17 protein-coding genes are annotated in these 23,956 nt (G+C 44.2%); 10 read left to right on the top strand and 7 right to left on the bottom strand.

What is annotated here, in order from left to right; translation table 11 throughout:
• Nucleotides 1-809: 809 nt before the first annotated feature.
• The 3 genes from JSU04_01750 to JSU04_01740 all read left to right on the top strand — a co-directional run bounded on the left by JSU04_01750 (nt 810) and on the right by JSU04_01740 (nt 10,550).
• Nucleotides 810-2,486 carry a hypothetical protein gene (locus tag JSU04_01750; protein MBS1968997.1) on the top strand — a complete coding sequence of 559 codons (1,677 nt, stop codon included), beginning with the start codon at nt 810-812 and terminating at the stop codon, nt 2,484-2,486.
• Nucleotides 2,487-2,594: 108 nt separating this feature from the next.
• Entirely contained in the window at nt 2,595-8,654 is a 6,060-nt protein-coding gene (locus tag JSU04_01745) for a VCBS repeat-containing protein (GenBank protein MBS1968996.1), read from the top strand.
• Nucleotides 8,655-8,657: 3 nt separating this feature from the next.
• Nucleotides 8,658-10,550, top strand: coding sequence for a hypothetical protein (locus JSU04_01740; protein ID MBS1968995.1), 1,893 nt, complete (start codon nt 8,658-8,660; stop codon nt 10,548-10,550).
• Nucleotides 10,551-10,564: 14 nt separating this feature from the next.
• Here JSU04_01740 and JSU04_01735 read toward each other — a convergent pair whose 3' ends face one another.
• The 3 genes from JSU04_01735 to JSU04_01725 form a co-directional block, all read right to left on the bottom strand.
• Complete coding sequence (locus tag JSU04_01735; GenBank protein ID MBS1968994.1) at nt 10,565-11,794, bottom strand: DUF3443 family protein; 1,230 nt, start codon at nt 11,792-11,794, stop codon at nt 10,565-10,567.
• Entirely contained in the window at nt 11,791-12,246 is a 456-nt protein-coding gene (locus JSU04_01730; protein ID MBS1968993.1) for a DUF2844 domain-containing protein, read from the bottom strand. Before JSU04_01730 ends, JSU04_01735 begins: the two co-directional genes overlap by 4 nt.
• 163 nt (nt 12,247-12,409) lie before the next feature.
• Nucleotides 12,410-14,386, bottom strand: a complete 1,977-nt coding sequence (locus tag JSU04_01725) for a hypothetical protein (GenBank protein MBS1968992.1) — start codon at nt 14,384-14,386, stop codon at nt 12,410-12,412.
• 191 nt (nt 14,387-14,577) lie between these two features.
• On the opposite strand from JSU04_01725, the gene JSU04_01720 reads away from it, so the two are divergent.
• From JSU04_01720 to JSU04_01710, 3 genes are all read left to right on the top strand, one after another.
• Nucleotides 14,578-14,889 (top strand): hypothetical protein, encoded by a 312-nt coding sequence (locus tag JSU04_01720; GenBank protein MBS1968991.1) that lies wholly within the window; start codon nt 14,578-14,580, stop codon nt 14,887-14,889.
• A gap of 3 nt (nt 14,890-14,892) precedes the next feature.
• The gene (locus JSU04_01715; GenBank protein MBS1968990.1) at nt 14,893-15,438 is read left to right on the top strand and encodes a hypothetical protein; all 546 of its coding nucleotides are present in this window, start codon (nt 14,893-14,895) and stop codon (nt 15,436-15,438) included.
• Nucleotides 15,439-15,667: 229 nt separating this feature from the next.
• Nucleotides 15,668-16,606, top strand: coding sequence for a hypothetical protein (locus tag JSU04_01710; protein ID MBS1968989.1), 939 nt, complete (start codon nt 15,668-15,670; stop codon nt 16,604-16,606).
• 65 nt (nt 16,607-16,671) lie between these two features.
• Here the strand turns inward: JSU04_01710 and sucD are convergent, their stop codons facing one another.
• The 3 genes from sucD to mdh are packed head-to-tail and all read right to left on the bottom strand — an operon-like array spanning nt 16,672 to nt 19,676.
• Nucleotides 16,672-17,541 (bottom strand): succinate--CoA ligase subunit alpha, encoded by an 870-nt coding sequence (gene sucD, locus JSU04_01705; protein MBS1968988.1) that lies wholly within the window; start codon nt 17,539-17,541, stop codon nt 16,672-16,674.
• Nucleotides 17,542-17,543: 2 nt separating this feature from the next.
• Entirely contained in the window at nt 17,544-18,710 is a 1,167-nt protein-coding gene (sucC, locus tag JSU04_01700; protein MBS1968987.1) for an ADP-forming succinate--CoA ligase subunit beta, read from the bottom strand.
• A 21-nt stretch (nt 18,711-18,731) separates the two neighbouring features.
• On the bottom strand, nt 18,732-19,676 hold the full coding sequence (mdh, locus tag JSU04_01695) for a malate dehydrogenase (GenBank protein ID MBS1968986.1): 945 nt from the start codon (nt 19,674-19,676) through the stop codon (nt 18,732-18,734).
• Between the two features lie 117 nt (nt 19,677-19,793).
• Between mdh and JSU04_01690 the strand changes: the two genes are divergently transcribed.
• Nucleotides 19,794-20,552: an ABC transporter ATP-binding protein gene (locus JSU04_01690; protein ID MBS1968985.1), complete on the top strand. Its 759-nt coding sequence runs from the start codon at nt 19,794-19,796 to the stop codon at nt 20,550-20,552.
• A gap of 16 nt (nt 20,553-20,568) precedes the next feature.
• Here JSU04_01690 and JSU04_01685 read toward each other — a convergent pair whose 3' ends face one another.
• On the bottom strand, nt 20,569-21,612 hold the full coding sequence (locus JSU04_01685; protein ID MBS1968984.1) for a hypothetical protein: 1,044 nt from the start codon (nt 21,610-21,612) through the stop codon (nt 20,569-20,571).
• 130 nt (nt 21,613-21,742) lie between these two features.
• Here JSU04_01685 and JSU04_01680 point away from each other — a divergent pair, with 130 nt between their 5' ends.
• The 3 genes from JSU04_01680 to JSU04_01670 are packed head-to-tail and all read left to right on the top strand — an operon-like array spanning nt 21,743 to nt 23,946.
• Nucleotides 21,743-22,471: an ABC transporter ATP-binding protein gene (locus JSU04_01680; protein MBS1968983.1), complete on the top strand. Its 729-nt coding sequence runs from the start codon at nt 21,743-21,745 to the stop codon at nt 22,469-22,471.
• On the top strand, nt 22,468-23,253 hold the full coding sequence (locus tag JSU04_01675) for an ABC transporter permease (GenBank protein ID MBS1968982.1): 786 nt from the start codon (nt 22,468-22,470) through the stop codon (nt 23,251-23,253). Before JSU04_01680 ends, JSU04_01675 begins: the two co-directional genes overlap by 4 nt.
• The gene (locus JSU04_01670) at nt 23,254-23,946 is read left to right on the top strand and encodes an ABC transporter permease (GenBank protein MBS1968981.1); all 693 of its coding nucleotides are present in this window, start codon (nt 23,254-23,256) and stop codon (nt 23,944-23,946) included.
• Nucleotides 23,947-23,956 lie beyond the last annotated feature (10 nt).

Here is a 23,956-nt window from a genome sequence, read left to right as displayed (position 1 = left end):
ATATAAATTTATAAATAGCATTGACCACATAAACACAAAATCTAGAGACTATCAAAGTTCAAACTGTTCGTTTCAAAACCTACAAGAATTCGAAAGATGTGGTTTGTATGAAGATGGTCTTTATTGCTGTTCATTTTTTATTTTTACCTGCAGCCAATGCTCAGTGGTCCACGAGTGGATCAAATGTTTATTATAATAGTGGAAATGTTGGGGTAGGTACCTCGGCTCCCGCTGCAAAGTTCGAAGTTGTTGGAGGTGATGCGATTATCAACGGTATTACCGTTGGCATGGGCGCGGGTGAATCAAATACTAATGTTGTTTTCGGAAATGATGCCTTTACTAGTAATGTAGATGGCATAAGAAATACGGCGGTTGGGTCGTTTAGTTTGAAAGTAAATGATATCGGTAATACCAATACCGCGGTTGGTAATTCAGCTTTGTATGCCAATACCGCGGGATCTAACAATACTGCAGTGGGTGGCGCGTCTTTGCGCGCTAATACTACAGGAGCCTTCAATATTGGGGTCGGAGCATTTAGTTTATATAGTAATACAACCGGTGTTGGTAATGTCGCATCTGGAGGTAACGCCGGCATATCTAATACGACTGGTTCGTACAATGTGGGGCTCGGCCACTACTCTTTGTTGAGGGGGACAACAAGCTCATTTAATATTGGCATTGGTGGATATTCCCTTAATGGCAATACAGTTACGTCTGGCAACATAGCGATAGGTTTCAATTCTCTATACGACTATAGCAGAACAAGTGATGGTGATGGATACAACACTGCTATTGGATATGCGACTGGCTTGGGAATTACCACTGGTAATAACAATACGATTATTGGTGCGAGAGTTCAGGGGCTTGATCCAAATTTAAGTAACAACATTATAATTGCCGATGGTGCTGGAAATAGACGTATCAATGTTGATTCGGCCGGTAAGGTGGGAATAGGCACTAATACACCAAGCTCTCAGCTTGAAGTGGCGGGCGCTATTCGAACGGATTCGATTTGTGATCGCAGTGGAGGAAACTGTAAGGTTCTATCTACGGGTTGGCCAGCGAGTGGAACTGTTACAAGCATTTCTGCAGGTAGCGGTTTGGCGGGTGGAACTATTACCACTGCGGGTACGCTTTCTCTTGCTAGTACAGGAGTATCAGTAGGCACTTATGGTTCTGCGACGCAAGTTGCGACTTTTACAGTTGATGCCCAAGGACGAATTACCTCAGCTAGCAATGTTGCAATTGCGGGCGCAGGTTCTGGAGGTACTGCCGGAGGTGATCTGGTTGGAACATATCCAAATCCAACGCTTACCACAACCGGAGTTATTGCCGGAACTTACACCAAGCTAACAGTTGATGCTAAGGGAAGAGTAAGCACTGGGACAAATTTAAATATTGCCGATATTCAGTCTTCAGTAACAGGGAGTTGGTTGTCAGCTTCTGGTTCGTGTATGGCGGGACAGCAGCTGACATATTCAACCATTTCAGATACGCTCTCTTGCCAGCAGTTTGCCCTTACTGCTGCTCAAATTACTTCTGCCCTTGGGTATACCCCAAGTCCTAGTTCGAATGCTAAATCAGTAAGAACCGTAACTTCAGCTGCGACACTAATTTCAACTGATGATGTGGTTGAGGCCGACGCTTCATCAGGAGGGTTTACTATTACATTGCCGTCAGCGTCTATTGTGACTGGTAAAGAGTTCGTAGTTAAAAAATCAGACAGTAGTACAAATCAAGTTACAATAGTTAGAGCTGGTTCAGATACTATCGATGGATCTGCCAATAGAAAATTGAACATTCGTTACGAAGTAGTGCGGTTGGTTTCTGACGGTACAAATTGGCTGGACGTTTCGCAAAAGACTAACCGTACTCCTACAATTCAAAAATTTACTTCTGGATCTGGTACTTATACCACTCCCGCAGGAGTTACTTACATCCGAATTCGTATGGTCGGCGGCGGTGCCGGGGGCGGGGGCGGCAGCACGGGTTCGCCTACGGCCGGAGGAACTGGTGGGAATACTACTTTTGGGACGAGTCTTCTCGTTGCTGGTGGTGGCGCTGGGATATTAGGTGGTGGTGCGAGTCTCGGCACCGGACCTATTGGAACTGCGATCAGTGGAGCTAACGGTCAAGGTACTACTATTTCAATTTCCTATAGCTCCGTCTATCCGTATGGCGGTATGGGCGCAGGTACGCCATTTGGAGGCGGTGGTGCTGGTGGTGAAGCAAATGCTATAGGTGGGTCTGCCGTTGCAAATACTGGCGCTGGAGGCGGCGGTGGTAGTACTAACGGTTCGGCAAGCACTTACTCGGGAAAAGGTGGCGGTGCGGGCGGCTACGTCGAAGCTCTTATCTCAAGTCCTTCATCAACCTACCCGTACTCAGTTGGTTCTGGTGGGTCAGTTGGGCCTGGCGGAACTAACGGACTGGCTGGTGGCTCGGGTGGTTCGGGCTATATTGAAGTGACTGAATACTATCAATAATTTTTTTGTTGAGAGTGCAATTGGGCGATAGCAACTTAAAAAACGACTTTATATTATGATTTTCTATCAAAATAGAGATTGAAAAGTAAAAACGATTAGAAGGATTCTATGTCGAAAGTTATTAAGTTTTTTGTATCTTTAGCAGTTTTATCACTTTTTTCTTTTTATTCTTATGGCTTTGATTCGGTTTACTTAAAAGGTGAATATACTTCTAACCAAATGGGTGCGGCTTCTTACTCAGTGCCGTTAGAAATTCCGAAAGGTGCAGGAGGTTTTCAACCGTCATTAGTGTTGTCGTATTCGAGCCAAGGGATTAATGGCTTGATGGGAATGGGTTGGTCTATTTCTGGGCAGTCATCAATCTCGCGCTGTTCTGCCACATTAGCTCAAGATGGTTTTCAAGCAGGAATCACTTTAAGTGCAAATGACCGATTTTGTCTCGATGGAGCAAAACTACTAGCTATTAGCGGTACGTATGGTGCGAATGGAACAGAATACAGAACAGAAAACGAAGATTTTAGTAGAATATATTCTTACGGAACTAGCGGCACAGGCCCAAATTATTTTGTTGTGTATTCAAAGAACGGAAAGAAATTCACTTACGGCAATACCCTAGATTCTAAAATTAAGGCGCAGACGAATCCCAATGTTGTAATTTGGGCGCTCGATTCAGCGACGGATATCAATGGTAACTATTATACCATTCAATATCAAAACGATCCTACAAACGGTCAATACTATCCGCTAGAAATTTCTTATACTGGTAATGTTAATAACGCTGTCTCTCCGTCAAATTCTGTAAAATTCTTTTACGAGAGTCGTCCCGATTTGTCGCCAGTTTATCGTGGCAGTATTAACTTAAGCAGTCTCGTGCGCTTAAAAAATATCAAGACGTATGCAAACTCGGTTCAAGTTTACAACTATCAATTCGGGTATCAACAAAGCGCTCAAACCGGCAGATCGCTATTGATGAGTATTAACGTAAGTAGTGCTGATGGTACAAAATCACTCTTGCCGACTTCATTTAATTGGAATGGACCAGGGGCCACTTATAGTTCAACAGTTACTCTTCCAGTGCAAACAATGGGAAGCGGAGCTTCAGTTCCGGTAAATTATATTGGTGGAGTTGGTTCGGGGAACAGCGGGTCTGGTATCTACAACAACAGTAACTCGGAATGGTTGTCTGGGGACTTTAATGGCGATGGCATTTCTGACTTTATTCAGCCCACGCCAAATGCGACATCAGTACCAGTATGTTTTTCTACTTTTGGTGGAGGCGCCTTTAATTGTACTAACTATGCTCTCTCTACGGCCTTATCTACTGGTGACTTTATCACAGGTGATTTTGATGGAGATGGAAAGACAGATTTTGCTCAGGTAAATAGTGGCGTTAACACAATGACCGTCTGCTATTCAGTCGGCGATGGTAATTTCTCTTGCGTTCAGAAAACTATGCCAGGCCTAGCTCCAATCGCCTCAGGTCTGACTATTAAATGGCAGGGGAGGGGCAGTCCAAATGTTTCTTATCGCTTTTTTAGTGCAGATTTCAACGGAGATGGGCGAGCAGATACATTTGAGTTAGCCACCAATGGTGCAAACCCAGAGGTTTGCTTATCAAATGGAAGAGCAGTTGATAATAATTGCTACAGCCTTAGTATGCCTGATTTTAGTCCCGTCAATGTTATAGTTGGTGATTTCGATGGAGATGGACGAACAGATATTGCATACGCTATAGAAAATCCCGCTTGGACGGGACTGCCTGGAAATCCAAATGCTCCGATGTTAGAAGGAAAAATTAAAGTCTGCTATTCAGACGGCGGCGGAGCTTTTACTTGTGAAACCAAAGATACTCTAATGGGATCTCATGGGAAAACTTGTGATTTTAGGAATGTATGTTTGGGACCTTATTTTGCTGGTGACTTTAACGGTGATGGCATCAGTGATATTGCCGAATTCGGCTCTGATGGTACCATTGCGATTAACTTTGCTGCTGGAAGAGGTTTAGCTTTCTCGAGTGTTCAAAATCCAATTGCAAATATGAGCGGGTGGAAAAGTTCTCCACTGTTGGTTTCGGACCTAAATGGCGATGGAAAAAATGACATCATTACTAAAGATGGCACTGCGACAGAAATATGTTATTCACGAGGAACAGGGGTTTTTGATTGCACTAACGGTCCAACTATTTCTGAAACGAATATTCTATTCGGCAATTTCACTGGCGATGCGACAACGTCTATTTTAGGAGGTGAGATTACCAACTCAGATGCAAAAGTGTATGTTAACCCCACAACAATTCCAGATCTAATGACCTCTATTTCAACGGGAATTGGAGGTAATTATAACATCATATATCAGCCACTGACTAATCCGGCTGTTCATACAAGGTCCGCTACTTCGGTTTACCCAATACAAGATGTTCAATTTCCTTTTTGGGTTACCTCTGTAGAAAAAGAAGATGATGGCAACGGTGGCCAGAGAGAAAAGTCGTATCAGTATTTTGGAGCAAAAACTGATTTGACTGGGAGAGGATTTCTTGGATTTGCGGAAGTTGATCAAAATGACTTAACCGCGAATAGATACTCAAAATTAAAACTAACACAACTTTTTCCTCTCACTGGTCAAGTTTTTGAATTTGCAAAGTATGCTTATAATGCGGCCTTATCAAAGTTCGTCATGGCAAGCCAGACTCTTTCTAACTATGGTGCCAAAAAAATTGATGGAACTCGCTATATTCCATTACTTCTAACTCGTCAGGATCTTTCTTATGATATTAATTCTGAGCAATTAATATCAAATGTAGGTTTGTATAGGAAATATGATTCTTATGGAAATTTAGTGTATGAAGCAAACGTAACTAATGATGGATACATAACTCAAAAGAATTTTGAAATTTCAAATTTCACAGGATCACCGATTGCAAGTCAGGCTAATTGGTACATCGGGCGAGTAGGCAAAATATCTCAAAAAAACATTATGCCGGATGGATCGAATACAACTCGAACTAAAGCATATACTTACGATTCAAAACACCGGCTGTTGCAAGAGCGATTAGAACCCAATAACAGTACCACATACGTAGCGACAAATTATACGTATGATGTATTTGGTAATATGCTTACAAGAAGCATTTCAGGTTCAAATCTGCCCGCGAGAACAGAAACATTTGTATTTGACTCTGTTGGAGTATATCCGATTGTCAAAAGCAATTCATATTACCATACTAGAAACTTTACTTACGATAGTAGATTTGGTCTTCCGAACAAAATTATAGACGAGAATAATCTTAGCACCTTTTTGGTCTATGATGTTTTAGGAAGAAAAATAAAGGAGACAACGCCAGACGGAATACAGACAAACTTTGGATATGAAGTTTGTAACACGACCGTGTGCAGTCCTAACCTTAGTTTTTTCACCACCATGAGCAGACGAGGATCCCCATCAAAATATTTATACTTTGACCACCTTGGAAGAGATGCTGTTACTCAAACAGGTGGATTTAACGGCCAATGGATTTATAGCTACAAACAATATAACCAAATCGGAAATCTTCAATCACAATCCAGAAACTCAAATGGACAGTCTAATTATAAGACTGAATTTCTATATGACCCTTTAGATAGAGTGGTTTCCGAAACTTCACCAGACGGTAGCCAGAAGCGAATTACCTATACAGGGTTGACTACAGTTATAAAAAATAACAAGGGGCAATTACGGACGACTATTAGAAATAGTGTAGGGCAAGTAATCTCAATTAAAGATGATTCTAATAAGATCACTTCTTACAAATATGATCCATTTGGAAACCTAGTTAAAACGATTGATCCCGCTGGCAATCAGATTTCTACAACATACGATGTTCTAGGATATAAAACGAGCAAAACTGATACTAATTCGGGGACAACAAACTTCGTACATAATGCCATTGGGGAATTAATCTCTATAACCGATGCAAGGGGTGGAGCAATATCAACGACGTTTGACAATCTTGGACGGGTTAAAATTCGGACAACATCAGAAGGCACCAGCACGTGGGTTTATGATTCTTCGGCGAATGGTATCGGGAAGATTGCAAGTGTTAGCCGAGATAACGGTTATAGCAAAATATATAGTTATGATTCTTTAGGAAGACCTACGAGTACACAAATTACCATGGATACAAACTATAACTTTTCAGTTAGCTACAATGCCGACGGAAAAGTTGGACAGGTAAATTATCCAACGGGATTCGCAGTAAAATACAAATACGATGTAAATGGTTTTATGACTGAGGTAGATAATGCGGCGACGAACACTCTCTTATGGAAGGTAACAGAAGTAAACGCAGACAATGATCCCATAAAAGAAGTCTTTGGTAACAACATTCAAACTGAAAAATCATATTACGCAGAGACCGGTCTTCTGAAGTCGGTGATTGCGACACCTAGTTCAGGTAGTGAAGTTCAAAACTTAAGTCTTTCCTATGATAAATTAGGTAACTTAACTAGTCGAGCAGAGCTCTACAATCAAAGTACAGGAGCAACGATTACTGAAAACTTTGACTATGATGGGCTAAACAGATTGGTTTCAGTAAGCGGTCCAAATTCAAAGTCATTTTCTTATGATGACATAGGGAATATTGTTAGCAAATCAGATGTTGGAACATACACTTATGGCAATGGATCTGCTGGCCATCCAATTAATGGGGTTGCTTCTGTAGTAGGCGCCACAAGCTCGAGTTATACCTACGATGCTAGTGGAAATATGTTAACTGGTAATGGACGTACAATCTCCTGGTCTACATTTAATAAGCCGCTAACTATTTCGAATGCTAGTAATACTATTAATTTTTACTATGATACAGATTTAGAAAGATTTAAAGAAGTAGCATCCACATGTCGTGACCACAATGGCACTGTCAGTAGCACTTGCATCAAGTATGTAATTAACCCGGGTTTTGGGACCGGATTTCAGTTTGAAAAAGAAATCAATGGTTCGATTACGACTTATAGAAATTATTTGTATGCAGGACAGGCAAACAATTTTGGTGTGTATACGACTACAAGTGATGGCCAAACTTCCACGCGGTATTTTCATAAAGACCATTTGTCATCAGTAACTTTAGTTACTAATGAATCAGGCGCAGTATCAGAACGCTTTTCTTATGATGCTTTTGGTAAAAGACGTAATTTAGATGGTAGTGATGATCCGTATAATGCCTTAAGAAGTTTAGTGACCCATCAAGGTTTTACACTTCATGAGCATCTTGATGATGGTGGTCTTGGGCTTGTTCATATGAATGGGCGAGTTTACGACCCACAACTAGGAAGATTTATGTCAGTGGATGCTGTAGTATCCGATTTAACAAATATTCAAACTGCGAATGGATTTTCATACGTGAGTAATAATCCATTAACATTAACGGATCCTTCTGGATATTGGTCTTTAGGAAGTATAATTAGTGACACAGTTAACGGCATTGGCGACTTTTTAAGTCATAATGTAGGCAATATAGCGGCGGCTATTCACGACACGATTAAATGGTATTCTGAAAATGCACAGACCATCATTGTGACAAACATCGCAATTGGCGCAGCTATATTGACATTTGGATATGCAGCTCCTTATTTAGCCGGATCTCTTGGAACGATAGGGGCTGGAGTTGCGGCTGGTGCGGCAGCAGGCGCCGTTGCAGGTGCTATTTATTCCACTTTAACCACAGGATTTAGCTGGGCAGCAGTTGCAAAAGGGGCACTTTTCGGTGCAGCAATTGGAGGCTCGATAGGTGGCTGGCAAGCTGCTGGAGGTTTTAGTGGATTAATGCCAGGGATAAGCAGCGTAGGTGGATCTGCAGCTGTAGAGGGGACAGTGACATGGTTGAATGGTAATAGGTCATGGGAAGCCTTTACACAAGGTATTGAGGTCTATTTTAGGTATCCTGAAACGGCGTTAGCTACATATATCGGTGGAATGATCGCTGGCCCCCTTACTGATGCTATAGATAGCAAGTTAGGTGATATAGGATTTAAGCTTATTGATGTACAGGGCCTTAACTCGTGGATTGGTGGATTTATGTTGGCCCACACTATAGATAAAAAAGTATCCAAACATAGGGCTTCTACAGATGAGAAGAACTTTTTTGGTCTATTTTATTTTATTCTTCCCCCCGTGCTCGGAATGCCGTCAGAGTAAGACTTGATTTTTATGAACAAATTGCGAGCAAATTTATTGAATTCAAGAGGGATATCTGTGAAAACTTTTTTTAAAGTTAGAAAATTAAAATGGGTGATTAGGAATACTATTGTTTCCGTTATTTTGCTTTTGAGTTCAAATGCATTTTCACAGTGGAGTACAAATGGCTCAAATGTTTATTATAATGCAGGCAATGTTGGGGTGGGTACCTCCGCTCCGGCGGCAAAATTTGAAGTTGTCGGAGGCGATGCAATTATTAATGGTGTTTCCATAGGCGCCGGAGGGGGAGCATCTACCAGTAACGTCGCTGTGGGATTTGGGTCATTTATAGGCAACACAACCGGTATGTGGAATACCGCTATTGGCTTGCACACGCTGCGGTCAAGTAATGCTAATTATAACACGGCTCTGGGGTCAGCAGCGTTATTTTCAAATACTACTGGAACAATAAATACTGGCGTTGGTTCAACCAGTCTCTACAGTAATACAACGGGGAGTAATAATACGGCTTTTGGTACGAATGCCTGTATGTACAATACCACGGGTTCGTACAATGTGGGTGTTGGTATTTACTCATTAGCACACGGAACTACAAGTTCATACAACATTGGCGTTGGTGGCTACTCACTTAATAGCAATACGGTAACTTCTGGTAATATCGCTATTGGCTTCAACTCTTTATATGACTTCAATAGAGTGAGTGACAGCGAAGGATACAATACGGCGGTTGGATATGCGACTGGCCTAGGAATTACGACTGGCAATAACAACACAATAATTGGCGCAAGAGTTCAGGGATTAGACCCTAATTTAAGCAATAATATTATAATTGCGGATGGTGCTGGTAATAGACGTATCAATGTCGATTCAACAGGAAAGGTCGGCTTGGGCACCGCCACTCCCACAGCATCTCTAGAAGTTGTTGGAGAAGTACGTGCTGATTCCATCTGTGACCGGAGTGGTGGAAATTGTAAAATTCTTTCGAGCGGTTGGCCAGCCAGTGGTACAGTTACCAACGTAAATACGGGGACCGGTTTAATTGGGGGACCGATTGCTACCTCAGGAACTATTAGTCTGTCTAATACGGCAGTAGTTGCAGGAAGCTATGGTTCGGCCACTCAAGTCGCGACATTTACGGTGGATGCTCAAGGGCGAATTACATCAGCAAGTAATGTAGCGATTGCAGGTGCAGGATCTGGAGGAACAGCTGGAGGGGATTTAATAGGCACCTACCCAAATCCAACACTTTCTACAACAGGAGTTCTCGCTGGTACATATACGAAACTGACTGTAGACACAAAGGGTAGGGTGAGTTCAGGATCCAATTTAAATATTTCTGACGTGCGGTCTGCAGTTATAGGTCCATGGATGTTAGCCTCTGGATCGTGCCCGTCCGGTCAGCAGCTTACGTATCTTCCGATTTCTGATACATTGTCTTGTCAGTCATTCTCGTTGACATCTACACAAATTACAGCGGCGTTGGGATATATACCATTTAATAAAGACGGAGATTCTTTAGCTTTAACTTCTTTAACGGTGGGTACAAATCAATTAGTAGTATCTAACGGTAGCGTTGGTATTGGGACTACGACACCCACTGCAAAATTAGATGTTAACGGTGATATTAGACTCGGAAGCACTGGGGCTTCTTGTTTGTCAGCTAATGAAGGCACACAAAGGTATAATTCAAGCACAAAGCAAATGGAGTTTTGCAACGGAAGTGCTTGGGTTTGTATTCCTACTGGTACTCCATACTTTCAATTTTCTAGCTGTAGCAATGGGTTCGCCTCTGCACCATTTAGAAGATGTGCCTATCGCGTTTGCAATAGCTGTGGATGTTCTGCGCTAAACTCTAGTGGTGATAACGGAATTATTTTAGCAGCTCCGGGGTACTAGTACTCCGAGCTTTATTACCACGCCCAGTATGGACCAGTACCGAGTGGCGAAGATTTTCCGTCGATACCGTGGAAGATGGTTCGCCCGAAGTAGAATGGCAAGCCCCAGTCGTAGGACGACGTCATATCACCGGCGCTGCCGCCGATATTATTAAACATAAAGTTCGGGCTCGTTGTGACAGCGTAAGCGGCATTTTGAATTTCAAATGAAACGGCGACTTGTGTATTACTGCCGGATCCAGATTGGTAAGCAGTATAGGTTGTTGTTGTCGTTGGGCAATAGAAACCAGATGCACCACTCCCCGAACTACAAGAAGGCAAATTAGCAGGACCTGGGAAGAAGAGCCCATTTGAACCGCTATCGATGAACGATTGGACGAGTGTCGTGCCATTAAAGGTCGTTTTAAAGTAGCCGTTTCCATCTGCTTTGAATACGTTAGCACTTGTTGGAGTATTATTGGAACGAGTTCCAATTCCCAGAATCACATATCCCGAAGCGGTGGTTGATCCTGCCGACGGAATTGATGGCAGTTGGAAGATCACACCGTTATTGTCGCTTGGTAGGAAGGAAATTGGATTTGAAACTTGTTGAGCAACAGGCACAGCGGTGTATCCGCATGTGCTACCACTACAAGCATAATATACTCTGTTGTTGGTAGTATTGGCGCATCCGATACCGCAATCTTCGGTAAAAATTCCAACGCCCAGAATTCCATTATAACCTGCTGCAGTTGGGCTAGAATCCGGAGTACCACATTCCGTAGGAACGGTTGCATAGCTTGCATCTATTATTTGGATTGGAATGCTAGAAGCCTTCAGCGATCCTAAGACCACATCTGCAGTTTTAATTGGCCCCCAGTTCGAACTATTATCTGCATATCTAACGCACTCAGTGAGATTGCCACCGTTGATAGTTCGTTGTGTGAGATTCACAGATACAAGACTCGAGAATACACGTAGCCCAAAGCTACCAGTATCAATAAGAATCTTGTCGATTGTTTGGCAATTGGAAGTGCCCGGCTCACAGATCGTCACGCTCACGCAGGGCTGATTGATATAATTGCAGCTAATCGTGAGCTTCATAACATTGGCTTCGTTGCCAACGATAGTAAGAGGGCCGCTTGCGTTGCTCGCAATAGTGACTAATGACTCGCTGATATCGAAACCTTTATTAGAACAGTTATTATATGCAAAGATCGATACTACACTCAGCGTCGTTAGAAGAAGTGCGCGCCATTTACTCATTTTAGCTCCTCGACGTTCACTCCTTCGGGAACGAGTGATGGAACGCAAGCAAAACCGCGCAAATCGCGCATACGACCACCTCGACGGATGGACATCTTGGTGGTTTTTAAGGAAATGTTTTTAACACCATACTGTTTCGGGACAGTTTTCAAACCATCAAGATATTCTTGATAATAAGACCCGAAAAGAGCTTGGAGATCAGGTTGGGAAACTCCATTCCAGCCAACTGCGAAGACAAGACCTGAAGAGTCTGCATACTCCCTGACAGTATTACCTCCATCTTCGTACTCACGAACCGAGTACTTTTCAGTAGAGAGTTTTGCTGAAACGGCGACTTTTAAAGAAGATAGATTTTTGGCTGAGGAGCTGACCTGTTCGCCGAGTGTCGCCATGGAAAAACCTGGCAATAGAGAAACAATAATTCCTGTACATACGACGGCGAGTGTTTTCATAGACCCCTTTGAGAACTTATCGGCTCTTTTAAAGAGTTTAACAAGGTCGCGAGGTGCTCGCAATTACGAGTGACAGTATTCTTTATCAAAGACGTCTTATTTTGAGACGTGTACAAAAGTATGTAATGAGTGTTGAGTGACTATGGAAAAGAACAAACTCAAGCTACTTTTTAGAGATGAAAATGTACCCCGAAATGGGGCCGCGTTTCACCATCCGGATCTGTTTGGTAGCCACAAGCTTATTCAAGAATGGATGAAGAGCTTGTCGCGAAACTTTAAACTCGTGACACAGTATTCGGGTTGGCACAAATGGCTCCATCGCAATCCTTGAAAGGATCTCTTCTTCGCGCGTGCGTTTTGTGTGTGGTTTTTCCGTGAGTTCTTCACGACTTAGTAAAGTAAACGGACTTAGTGATGACTGCAGAGAGTAAATCGCTTGATCGCGATCATAAGAAATCTTAAGCCCACAACCTTGAAGCATTTCACGAAGACGCGAGATCTGCATTTTTGCAGCTCCGGCGTGAAGCTCCTCGCGATAAGTGCTGGCGTGGCGAGTCTGATGAATCTCGGGCAGAGTTGCGCCACGTTCTTGGTTTTGAAAGGCATTCCAAAAGAGTCTAAAGGTTGATAGCAGCTGTGGCCTCTGCGAGAAATCCGCAAGCTTCATGCGATAACCGCTGTGATTAGCGAGTAGGATCTGTTCTTTTTGAAACCAAAAGAGCCCTTCCTCTGAAAACAACTGACGGCGCAGATCAGCCTCAGCCAGAGTCTCTTGGCCTCGGCGGGAAGATACAGCTAACGTAACACTCGCGAGCAGGCTGTAAGTTCCGAGATAGTACTCAAGCTCAGGTCCGATTTCCTGACGGCGCACGAGGCTGAGCAGTGCATGTCCGCTGGATTGCTCTTGATCCATGACCTCAGCAATATAAGAGAAGCAGGCAAAGCGCGCTCGCAGTCCAAGCTCGCTCGAGAGGCGTTCTCCGCGATGAATATAGAGTTTTGCCTGCACCGGATGGCCCGCTGCCAGTGAAATACCCGCACCATGAAAGAGCGCCCAGCTGAGTGCCGGCAGATAACGGCGTTTCTCTGCCTCGGGCATGATTGCAGAAACTTGTGCGTAAGCTGACGAGTAATCTTCTTTGAGGAAATGCGCTTGGGCTTTTAATAGAGAAAGACGAAATAAGAGATAATGGTCTTGGCGCGTTTGTTCAGCTTCGAGATTGGAAATCCCGGTGAGCGCCTGATCTGGACGGCGAGAGCGGAGATTCCACTCGATCTCTTCAAGACGGAAATCCAAAACCCCTTGAGGGATTTTCTGAGACTTCACGAGACTTCTGAAGTTTTCTAATATTTGCTGAGCTTCTTTGAGCTCATTCCGTGCAAGATGTAGGCGTAATTTCAAGTGGCGTAAGAAAAAGCCATTGATGGACTCTTCACTCAGATCTTCGAGAGCGCCGGATAGCTGTTCGCTCGCCTCGGCGAACTCATTCCGTTCAAGTAGCAAAAGGATTTCGTAGAGGCGCGTACCAAACTCGAGTGTTGGTGAAATATTGGTTTTTAGAATGTAGCGACGTTTTCTCAGGGCCTGCTCGGCCTCACGGAAGGAGCCTTTTTGAATGAGTGCCAGGCTAAGGCCGCCGAGTAAAGTACATTGCGAGTATGGGTCAAACGTATCTTCACTTTCAGCGAGGGCTTTTTTAAATAACGTCTCGGCCTCGACGATCTCACCGAGATTCAATTTTCTCAGGGCGCGCTCGGTATCAATCTTTGCGCGGAACTCTTCCGGCAAAAGCTGAAACCAAGATTCAGACTCTGTGATTTTGCCGAGGCGGCTGAGCGCAAAACCTTTTAGAAAAGCGCGCTCATGCCAGAGCGACTGTTCTTTGGGGGCTTTTGGCATTTGTGAAGACAAGCTTTCAAGAGATTGCAAAAGCAAAGCGGGACGTCCCAGAACTTGAAGAGTTTTCTCGATCAAAAATGAAGATTCCTCGGAACTCAACTTTGTGAACACGTCATTTGGAATGGCTTTTTCACTCTGAATCTTGCCAGAGAGAATAAGTGCCTGGAGCGCGGCCGTTTGCCTTTGGGAAACAGGTAAAAATGACAGCCAATTCGTCTTGACGATTAATTTTTGTCTCACTTGACGATTATAGCAAAAACTATGTGATTTTAATAAGTTGTATATAGTCTCGTCGAGGTCACGAATCTGTGAACCATATAAAATACAATAAATTCAGTACTTTGTAACGTTATCAAATTGATCTGTTGTTTTAGTTTGAACCAGCTTAAAAGTCCTCTCATCAAAGTTCAAAACCCTCAAGGAGAAAGACAATGAAAAAGACGATCCTGGCTTCTGTAGTTATGTTGGCCTCTATCACAGCTTCAGCAGCGCACATCCCTTCTAAAGTTCAACAAGTTGCCGCAGATATCAAAGCGAATGAAGTTCGCACTGTTATTACACCGGTAGATAACAAGAATGGTGAAAACCCATGCTTGAGCGAAGGCATCAGCTATGTCATCGATGTTCAAGTAAAGAAAGCTTACTGGAATGGCTTGAAAAACAAAGTTGAATATAAATGGGAAACTGCAAAGACAGTTGTCTCAGAAGCCAACGGCCAAAAAGGCGAAGTTTGCGCGGAGTAATCGATGAAAACATTATTCGTACTATTCACAACAACACTTATTTCTTTAAATGTTTTTGCTGGTACCGGAGATGTTGATTCATCTCAAGGCATTCAATCTGTTCGTAAGAGCCTCTACACAGATTTATCTAAAGACTGTGTTCAGATCTCCTCTTCAACGGACCAAGCTCCGATCGACTTCTATGAAGGCGAGTGCAAAGCATTCGGTGGCTATCGTTTAACTATCGAAGGTGGCGATCTTCGCTATCATCCATCACTTTCTTTCGGTGGTAAGAAGATCGATATCGAAACACCGGGCTCTTTCCATGATATGCCTTCAAATAAAATTGAATGGGTCTACAAGCACAGCGTGGATAAAGAGGGCTCTGGTAAGCTTCAATGGGTTGGTTTGATCTATCGTTTGAGCCAGGCAACTGAAGACGGCGAAAAAGACACTCAGGTTCTTTATGTTGTTCGTCTTGATGGCGCAAAAAGCTGCCTTGTTGGAACAACTCAAAGCAACGTTCAAGCTCGCGAGTTGGCCTACAACTCAAAACCTGGCTGCAAATAATCCGAATCCCCCCGAGAGGCCCGTACTTAGAAAGGGCCTCTCTGCGTAACAAAGGGAAATGTGGAAGATACAATGAAGTCCTACCTCCCACGTTTTGCAGCAGTGAATATCCATGTTGGAATGTTATTCTAAAGCTTGTGAAGGCTTTGGCGTAAAAATATCCTAATAAAACAGCATCCTAACTTTACTTTAACACACGGACCCCTTTAGCATTTTACTAGGGGGGATTATGGTTCGTATATTTGCTGGTTTAGCAGTGTGCAGTTTTGTGTCTTTGGCTCAAGCTCAGCTCTGTACTCAATGGAGCAAGCCACAAGAAGTCGGTCTTCTCGATACTGCTTTGCTGAAAGAGGCCAGCGGTGTTGCGGCTTCAAGGCAATTCCCCAATAGGCTCTACCACCATAATGATTCGGGAGCGAAAGGCGTTTTCTACGTCACAGATCTAAACGCTCAGAACATCAAAGAGATTACTTATACATACTCGCAGGTCACAGATGTTGAAGACATCGCTGTCGGTCCTTGCAGTAGTGGTCAGTGCGTTTTTCTCGGCGATATTGGCGACAACTACAGAACTCGCAAATCCATCAATTTATGGATTGTTCCAGAAACCCAGGCCTTCAGTAACGTTTCTAGCACGGCAAAAAAGATCGTTCTTCGTTATCCGGATGGCCCTCATAATGCTGAAAGCTTAGCGGTGCATCCGGTGACGGGTGACGTGTATATTCTGACAAAAGAAGATATGTCGGGCCGAGAAAAATATCTTCCTGGAAAGCTCTACCGTTTGCCCAAAGCAGCTCTGAGCCAAGCATCAGCCACTTTAAAATATCTTGGTGAAATTGATCTGCATTGGATGCTTCAAGCAAAAAGTAAGTACGGTGACATTGCCACGGGAATGGATATTAGTCCGGACGGTAAAACACTTTTAGTGCTGACCTATGAAAACGCCGTTGAGATCAAATTTGATGACATGGCAAAAGAGTCCTTTGGCACATATAAATGGGATGAAAACATCGACTATCGTATTATCCAGATTGACGGCCTGCTGTCTCAGCAAGAGGGGATAGGTTATAGCGCCGACGGCAATTCCTTCTATTTCGATTCTGAGTTTAACGCAAAAGAAGGCGATACCGAGTCGCCTTTATATAAAGTCGACTGTTTAAAACGCTAGATCGCTGAAAATAAAAAACCCACGCCTCATCAGCGTGGGTTTTGTGTTTCTAAGTAAGCTTAGAATTACTTAAGCATAGATTTCAAAGTTGTTCCCATATCCGCTGGGCTGCGAGAGATCTTCGCGCCTGCAGACAAGAGAGCTTCGAATTTAGCTTCCGCTGTGCCTTTACCGCCGCTGATGATCGCGCCAGCATGACCCATGCGTTTACCTGCTGGAGCTGCTGCGCCCGCGATGAAAGCCGTTACTGGCTTTTTGAATTCGCGTTTGATGTATTCAGCTGCTTCTTCTTCAGCAGATCCACCGATTTCACCGATCATGATCACGGCGTCAGTGTCTTTGTCTTTGTTATACATTTCGAGAACGTCGATGAAGTTCGTGCCATTTACTGGGTCACCACCGATACCAACGCAAGTCGATTGACCAAGACCCAAACGAGTCAATTGACCAACAGCTTCGTAAGTCAGAGTGCCTGAGCGAGACAATACACCGATACGACCTGGCATATGAATGTGACCAGGCATAATACCGATTTTGCATTGTCCAGGAGTGATCACGCCAGGGCAGTTAGGACCCACCAAGCGAGTCTTTTTACCCTTCATGTATTGTTTTACTTTCACCATGTCCATCACTGGAATGCCTTCAGTAATACAAATCACGAGGTCCAATTCAGCTTCCACCGCTTCAAGGATAGAATCCGCAGCAAATGGAGGTGGAACGAAGATCATAGAAACGTTGCAACCAGTTTTTTCTTTGGCCTCATGAACCGTGTTGAAAACCGGAAGACCGATGTGCGTAGTTCCGCCTTTACCAGGAGTCGTACCGCCCACCATTTGAGTTCCGTAAGCTTTACATTGCTCAGAGTGGAAAGTCCCTTGAGCGCCAGTGAAACCTTGGCAAATAACTTTGGTATTTTTATCAATCAAAATAGACATGATTACTGGCCTTTCACAGCAGCAACGATTTTCTTAGCTGCATCGGTAAGATCATCCGCAGGAGTGATATTCAAACCACTCTCTTTGAGCATTTTTTTACCAAGTTCAACGTTAGTACCTTCAAGACGGCAAACCAACGGCACTTTCAAACCGAGCTCTTTAGACGCTGCGATCACGCCTTCTGCGATGATGTCACATTTCATGATACCGCCGAAGATGTTTACCAAGATGCCTTTTACGTTTGGATCTTTGAGGATGATTTTGAAAGCTGCAGTTACTTTTTCTTTGTTAGCGCCGCCGCCAACATCCAAGAAGTTTGCAGGCTCTGCACCGTGGAGCTTAATGATATCGAGAGTTGCCATCGCAAGACCGGCACCATTCACTAAGCATCCGATGTTGCCATCAAGCTTAATGAAAGCGAGGTCGTACTTAGACGCTTCGATTTCAGACGGCTCTTCTTCGTTCAAGTCGCGCATCTCTACGATGTCTTTATGACGGAACAAAGAGTTGTCGTCGAAGTTCATTTTAGCATCGAGGCAAATGATATCGCCTTCTTTTGTCAAAACGAGTGGATTGATCTCTGCAATTGAGCAATCAGTATCTACGAAAGCTTGGTAAAGACCTTGGAAGAACTTCACAGCTTTGTTGACGTTTTCATTCGGGATACCGATTTTGAATGCCAATTCACGAGCCTGGAACGCAGCCAAGCCGATTGTTGGATCGATATCAGCTTTAATGATTTTCCCAGGGTGCTTTTCAGCAACTTCCTCGATATCCATACCGCCTTCAGAAGAAGCCATCATTGCAGCTCTGCCTGTTGCGCGGTCGATCAAGCAAGCAACGTAGTATTCTTTAGCGATGTTGCAACCTTGCTCGATGAAAACTTTCTGAACAACTTTACCTTCAGGACCTGTTTGGTGAGTCACCAAAGTCATCCCGATCATCTTTTTAGTAAGGTCAGAAACTTCGTCCAAAGTTTTTGCGATCTTTACACCGCCACCTTTACCACGGCCACCCGCATGGATCTGAGATTTTACAACCCACAATGCGCCACCGATTTCTTTTGCTGCAGCCACAGCCTCCTCAGGAGAGTGAGCCAATTGACCTTTCAAAGTGGCAACACCGTATTTTCTGAGGATGGACTTGGCCTGATACTCATGAATATTCATGTCTAAGAGCCTTTCAAATAATTACTGAACGTTTTTCAAACCAGCTACAAGTGCACGAACAGCATCAACGGATTTAGCAAATTCCGCTTTTTCGTCCGCGTTCATTTTGATATCAACGATGCCTTCCATACCTTTGCCGCCGATTTTCGCAAGCACGCCAACCATCATTTTGTCAGACACGCCGAACTCACCAGTGAGCTCAACTGCAACAGGAAGAATGCGTTTTTGATCTTTCAAGATAGCTTCTGCCATTTCAACCGCACCACGTGAAGGAGCATAGTAAGCAGAACCTGTTTTCAAGTGACCACCGATTTCAGCGCCAGCTTGTTTTGTGCGAGCAACGATCGCCGCGATTTTATCTGCAGGCAAAAGATCCATCAAAGGAACGCCAGAAACTGAAGCCATGCGAACCATCGGAACCATCGCATCACCGTGGTTGCCAAGAACGATACCAGTCACATCTTTCACAGACACGTTCAACTCTTCAGCGATGAATGCGCGGAAACGAGCTGAATCCAAGCAGCCACCCATACCGATCACGCGCTCACGTGGGAAGCCCAAGATTTGTTTTGCGTAAACAGCCATAACGTCCATTGGGTTACAAACAACGATGACGAAAGAGTTTGGAGCGTGTTTTTTAACGCCTTCACAAACGTCTTTTACGATTTTTGCGTTGATACCGATAAGCTCATCGCGGCTCATGCCTGGTTTACGTGGCATACCTGCAGTGATGATCACAACGTCTGCATCAGCGATATCTTCGTATTTGTTAGTCCCTTTGATTTTTGAATCGAACATTTCGATTGGAGCTGCTTGAGCCAAGTCCAATGCTTTACCAATTGCTGCGCCTTCGTTAACGTCAAGAACGACAACGTCGCCCAATTCTTTTTGAGCTGCCCAGTGAGCAGTTGTTGAACCTACGAAACCCGCACCAATGACGGCGATTTTATTTCTTTTGTGAGCCATGACGTCCCCTTAGATTGTGAGTGAGATCTGATTTAAAAAATTAGATTGCTTTCAAGGGCTTATTCAATCTTAAATCGAGTATTGAGACAAGTCCGAGTGAGGTGAGTCATCGCAAATATGTCTTTGCAACTCCAAGAGATCGAAGTCGCCTTCGACTCACAAGTTGTTTTAAAAAACATAAACGTGGAAATTCCACGTGGCGAAGTCTTCGTTTTGATGGGTCCGAGCGGCCAGGGAAAAACAACTCTTTTGAAAACCATGGCGGGGTTGATAACTCCGCGAAATGGCAAAGTTTTTATTAACGAACAGGACTGGTCAACGCTTGGCGGCAACGAGCGTTTTGAGACCCTTAAAAAGCTCGGAATGCTCTTCCAGAAAAATGCTCTGTTTGATTCACTCACATGCGGAGAAAACATTGCGTTCCCGCTCCGAGAAACCACGGACCTTAGCGAAGAGGAAATCCAAACGAAAGTCGATGTCTTCCTCGAGGCTGTCGGGATCACACATGCCAAGTTTCTTTACCCCGATGAGATCAGCGGTGGAATGCAAAAGCGTCTCGGCATTGCTAGAGCATTAGCTCTGAATCCCGACGTTATTTTTTATGATGATCCGACCGCAGGATTGGATCCAATCACTTCACGAAAAATCATTGAACTGATTCTTGATTTACAGAAGAAAAATAACTCCACAGTTGTCGCAATTACCAATGATGTGAATCGGGCTTATCAGCTGGCGAACAGAATGGCGTTGGTTGTGGATCAAGAGCTTGTCATTACAGGAACTCCTGAGCAGACGAAGAAACATCCTGATCCGCGCGTTCAGCAATTTATCCACGGCGCTCTTCACGGCCCACTCACTGAAAGCCTTGGCCCTTAAGGCGCCCATATAAAAACTAGCGATCGATAATCGTCTTACGTGAGTGAGGTGTTACGTTGCCTTCGCCAGGGTATAAAAAGGGGCTTTGTAAAAAGGCTTCGACGTAAGCGCGTTTGCTGACGAGCAAATCTGAAGCAAAATGTCCCGTGAGATCAAAAACATTTCCGTGCGTTTCAACGTAGAGCTGAAAACCGCGGGCTTGAATCATCGTGTAGTAAGCAAAAGTTTCGGCCCAATCATCTGCCATATTTGAAGCCGCATAAGTACTAGCGAAGTTAGAGCCTAAGAGACCGCTGAACATCGCGGTCGAATCTGCTGCTGGCAAATAATGACCATTGCAAAAGTAAAAACAGGTTTCTTTGCGGAAAGGATAGTCGTTTGCAGGTGTTGGTGATGTGGCCCCTTGCCAACTCAAGGAGGACCACGATCCCGGCATTGGAGTGCAAGCTCCTACAAGATGGCCGCCGTGATCGTCTTCTTCCCAGCGACAGTCGACGAGTTGATTGAGTTTGTTGGTAAAGTCAAAAAGATGACCAAACTCGTGCGCGAGCACAAAATCTAAGAATAAATCATGTGTATTAATGTTTGCTTGATAGTGAATCAAATCTAAACTTGGCCCTGTCACGGTCGTGCTGCCACCGAAAGAGGTTTCTTCTTTCCACGAAAGCCATTGGGGATAAGTCAGTGGATTATCTAAGACCTCTTTGCGAATACCGATCGCACCGCCGGTCATTTTTCCGCTGGGGTCAACAACCTGAGAAGCATAGGCCGTTCCTTGAAACCCAACCTCAACGAAAATCTTTTCAAGATGGCAATACATGTTTTTAATCACATCCGGCGAGCGATCATAGTGGCGTTCGAAAAAGCTTTGATAGTCTTCGCTTCCAGGTTTGCAAGGTCTTTTCAGATATCCGGCCTCTGGAGTGGAAGGATCTGCGGGATCAACAAGGCAAACAATCTGAGCAATATGGCTTTTGCAGTCACCTGGCTGAGGATATTTCTGCGCCATTGCTGGAAGTGTTAGAAGTAAAGAAAAGCTTAAGAAGAATAGTTTTGTCATCGAGAACCCCATAGTTGTTCAAGCATATCGAGACTGATTTTCGAAATGCAATCAGAAGTCAATGTTACGAGAGCGATTTTAGTGTGCTCCCGCCTTGCAATCCTGCAAGAAGTCTATCTATGATAACGGAATGATTAGTTTTAAGAATCTCATTAAGCGCTTCGGCGAGCGGACCGTCCTGAAAGGACTGAGTCTGGATATCCGTGAAGGTGAGATTCTTTTTATTTTGGGAACTTCTGGTACCGGCAAATCCGTTTTACTAAAAAACCTTGTGGGCCTCCTTCGTCCTGATGAAGGTGAGATCTGGATTGAGGGACAAGAGGTTAGTCGTCTTAGCGAAGAAGAATATCTGCCGATTCGTAAGAAATGCGGCATGGTTTTCCAACATCCGGCTTTATTTGATTCACTCACAATCTACGAGAATGTCGCTTTTGGTTTGCGCCGCCATTTTCGTCTTGAGGAAGATGAAATCCATCGGCGCGTTACAAAAGCTCTCAGTCTGGTCCATTTGAGCGGGATCGAAAATAAAAAACCAGCAGAGATCTCGTACGGCATGCAAAAGCGTGTGAGCCTCGCAAGAACGGTCGCTTTAGAGCCAAAAATCCTGCTTTTTGACGAGCCCACCACAGGCCTAGATCCGATTACGACCAATGCCGTGAATCAGCTTATTCAAGATCTGTCGCGCACACTCAAAACGACGTCACTCGTTGTCAGTCATGATATGCAATGTGCCCTGAGCATTGCAGATAGAATCGTTGTCTTAGATCAGGGAAATATTGTTGCATTGGGTACTCCTGAAGAAATGAAACATTCCAAGGTTCCCCTGGTAAGAGACTTTATGGCTGAGGTGCTTACATGACGGTTGCAATCCGGGGCCTGATTAAAATCGCCGACGAAATTGGCCAAAGTATTTTGTTCTTTATGGAGATTATCACGACGATGATCCGCCGGCCGAGCCGTGCGCGTCTGATTCTTGAGCAGATCTGGCATGTCACAATCGAAAGTTTTCCGACGACAGCGATGGCGGGCTTCTTTGTTGGCGCTATCATGACAGTGCAATTTACTTTGCAGATGAAAGAGTTCGGCGCGCTGGGATTCCTCGGCGGTCTTGCCACAAGTGCCACATTTCGTGAAGTGGGCCCGCTTTTGATAGCCTTCATGCTGAGCGGAAAAATCGGCGCCTTTACCTCTGCGGAGCTGGGAACAATGCGAGTGACTGAACAAATCGATGCAATTCGTTGCTTGGGAGCAAATCCGATGCAAGAAATCATCGTCCCAAGATTCCTTGGCATCGTTATATCGAGCTTTTTTCTGCTGTTTTTGGGTCTTTTCATGTCTATTTTGGGCGGAATGTTCCTGGGATTCTTCTTCGCGGGAGTTAATCCCGAAGAATACATGCGCCATGTGCCGACAATTATCTCCATTCCATCTATTATTAGTGGCCTGACAAAATGCTTCGTCTTCGGAACGGTTCTAGCGACAGTGTGCACGCAAAAAGGTTACTTCACCACGGGCGGAGCCAAAGGTGTTGGTCGTTCGGTGGTTTCTACAGCCGTGATTACTATGATTGCGATTGTTGTGACGGATTGGCTGACAAGTTTCTTAGGCGAAATCGTTCTGCATATGGTGAGAGGTTTTTAGATGGCGGCAAAAGCACAGCAATTCCGCTGGAAAGAAACCTTTGAGCAGCTATATTTCGTCGGCAATGGCAGCCTTATTATTATTGTTTTCTGTGTTTGCTTCGCGGCGATGGTGACGATTCTGGAGTCATCATTCCATATGAAACTTGTCATTCAAAACGATTCGATGGTTCCAGGCTTTGCGGCAATGCTGATTTTGCGTGAGCTGGCGGCTGTCGTCACAGCATTGCTTTTAACTTCACGTGTGGGGGCGGGGATTGCTGCCGAAGTGGGAACTATGCAGGTCACAGAGCAAATTGACGCTCTCAAAATGCTTGGCATCAGCCCGACAAATTATTTAGTTATTCCAAGACTAGTGGCATGCATCCTCGGTGCCGTTTTGCTAACCATAGTTGCAAATATGACGTGTATTTTCAGTGCGATGGCAGTGAGCAGTTCGTATCTTGGTTATACGCCGGCGCTGTTCATTTCGGGAATGAAACGCTTTGTTCAGTTCAAAGATTTGATTTTTGCGATCATCAAAGCGGCATGTTTTGGCGCGGTTATTCCACTCATCAGTTGTTACTTCGGTTTTCGCTGTGAAGCTGGCGCCGAAGGAGTCGGCCGAGCAACGACGAACAGTGTGGTTGTGGGATCAATGGCTGTGATCGTGATTGATTTTCTTTTGTCTTATGCCTTCAGTTATCTATACTAATGGAGATTTA

This window comes from Bdellovibrionales bacterium (genome assembly GCA_018266295.1).
In the GTDB taxonomy this organism is placed as follows: Bacteria; Bdellovibrionota; Bdellovibrionia; order Bdellovibrionales; family Bdellovibrionaceae; genus JACMRP01.
This window is presented reverse-complemented; position numbering and strand designations above follow the sequence as displayed.

Bases quoted from the DNA above. Each gene is read 5' to 3' on its own strand.
- JSU04_01745 (MBS1968996.1), top strand. From the start codon at position 2,595: ATGTCGAAAGTTATTAAGTTTTTTGTATCTTTAGCAGTTTTATCACTT.
- JSU04_01735 (MBS1968994.1), bottom strand. From the start codon at position 11,794: ATGAGTAAATGGCGCGCACTTCTTCTAACGACGCTGAGTGTAGTATCG.
- JSU04_01730 (MBS1968993.1), bottom strand. From the start codon at position 12,246: ATGAAAACACTCGCCGTCGTATGTACAGGAATTATTGTTTCTCTATTG.
- JSU04_01720 (MBS1968991.1), top strand. From the start codon at position 14,578: ATGAAAAAGACGATCCTGGCTTCTGTAGTTATGTTGGCCTCTATCACA.
- JSU04_01715 (MBS1968990.1), top strand. From the start codon at position 14,893: ATGAAAACATTATTCGTACTATTCACAACAACACTTATTTCTTTAAAT.
- JSU04_01710 (MBS1968989.1), top strand. From the start codon at position 15,668: ATGGTTCGTATATTTGCTGGTTTAGCAGTGTGCAGTTTTGTGTCTTTG.
- sucD (MBS1968988.1), bottom strand. From the start codon at position 17,541: ATGTCTATTTTGATTGATAAAAATACCAAAGTTATTTGCCAAGGTTTC.
- sucC (MBS1968987.1), bottom strand. From the start codon at position 18,710: ATGAATATTCATGAGTATCAGGCCAAGTCCATCCTCAGAAAATACGGT.
- mdh (MBS1968986.1), bottom strand. From the start codon at position 19,676: ATGGCTCACAAAAGAAATAAAATCGCCGTCATTGGTGCGGGTTTCGTA.
- JSU04_01690 (MBS1968985.1), top strand. From the start codon at position 19,794: ATGTCTTTGCAACTCCAAGAGATCGAAGTCGCCTTCGACTCACAAGTT.
- JSU04_01685 (MBS1968984.1), bottom strand. From the start codon at position 21,612: ATGACAAAACTATTCTTCTTAAGCTTTTCTTTACTTCTAACACTTCCA.
- JSU04_01680 (MBS1968983.1), top strand. From the start codon at position 21,743: ATGATTAGTTTTAAGAATCTCATTAAGCGCTTCGGCGAGCGGACCGTC.
- JSU04_01675 (MBS1968982.1), top strand. From the start codon at position 22,468: ATGACGGTTGCAATCCGGGGCCTGATTAAAATCGCCGACGAAATTGGC.
- JSU04_01670 (MBS1968981.1), top strand. From the start codon at position 23,254: ATGGCGGCAAAAGCACAGCAATTCCGCTGGAAAGAAACCTTTGAGCAG.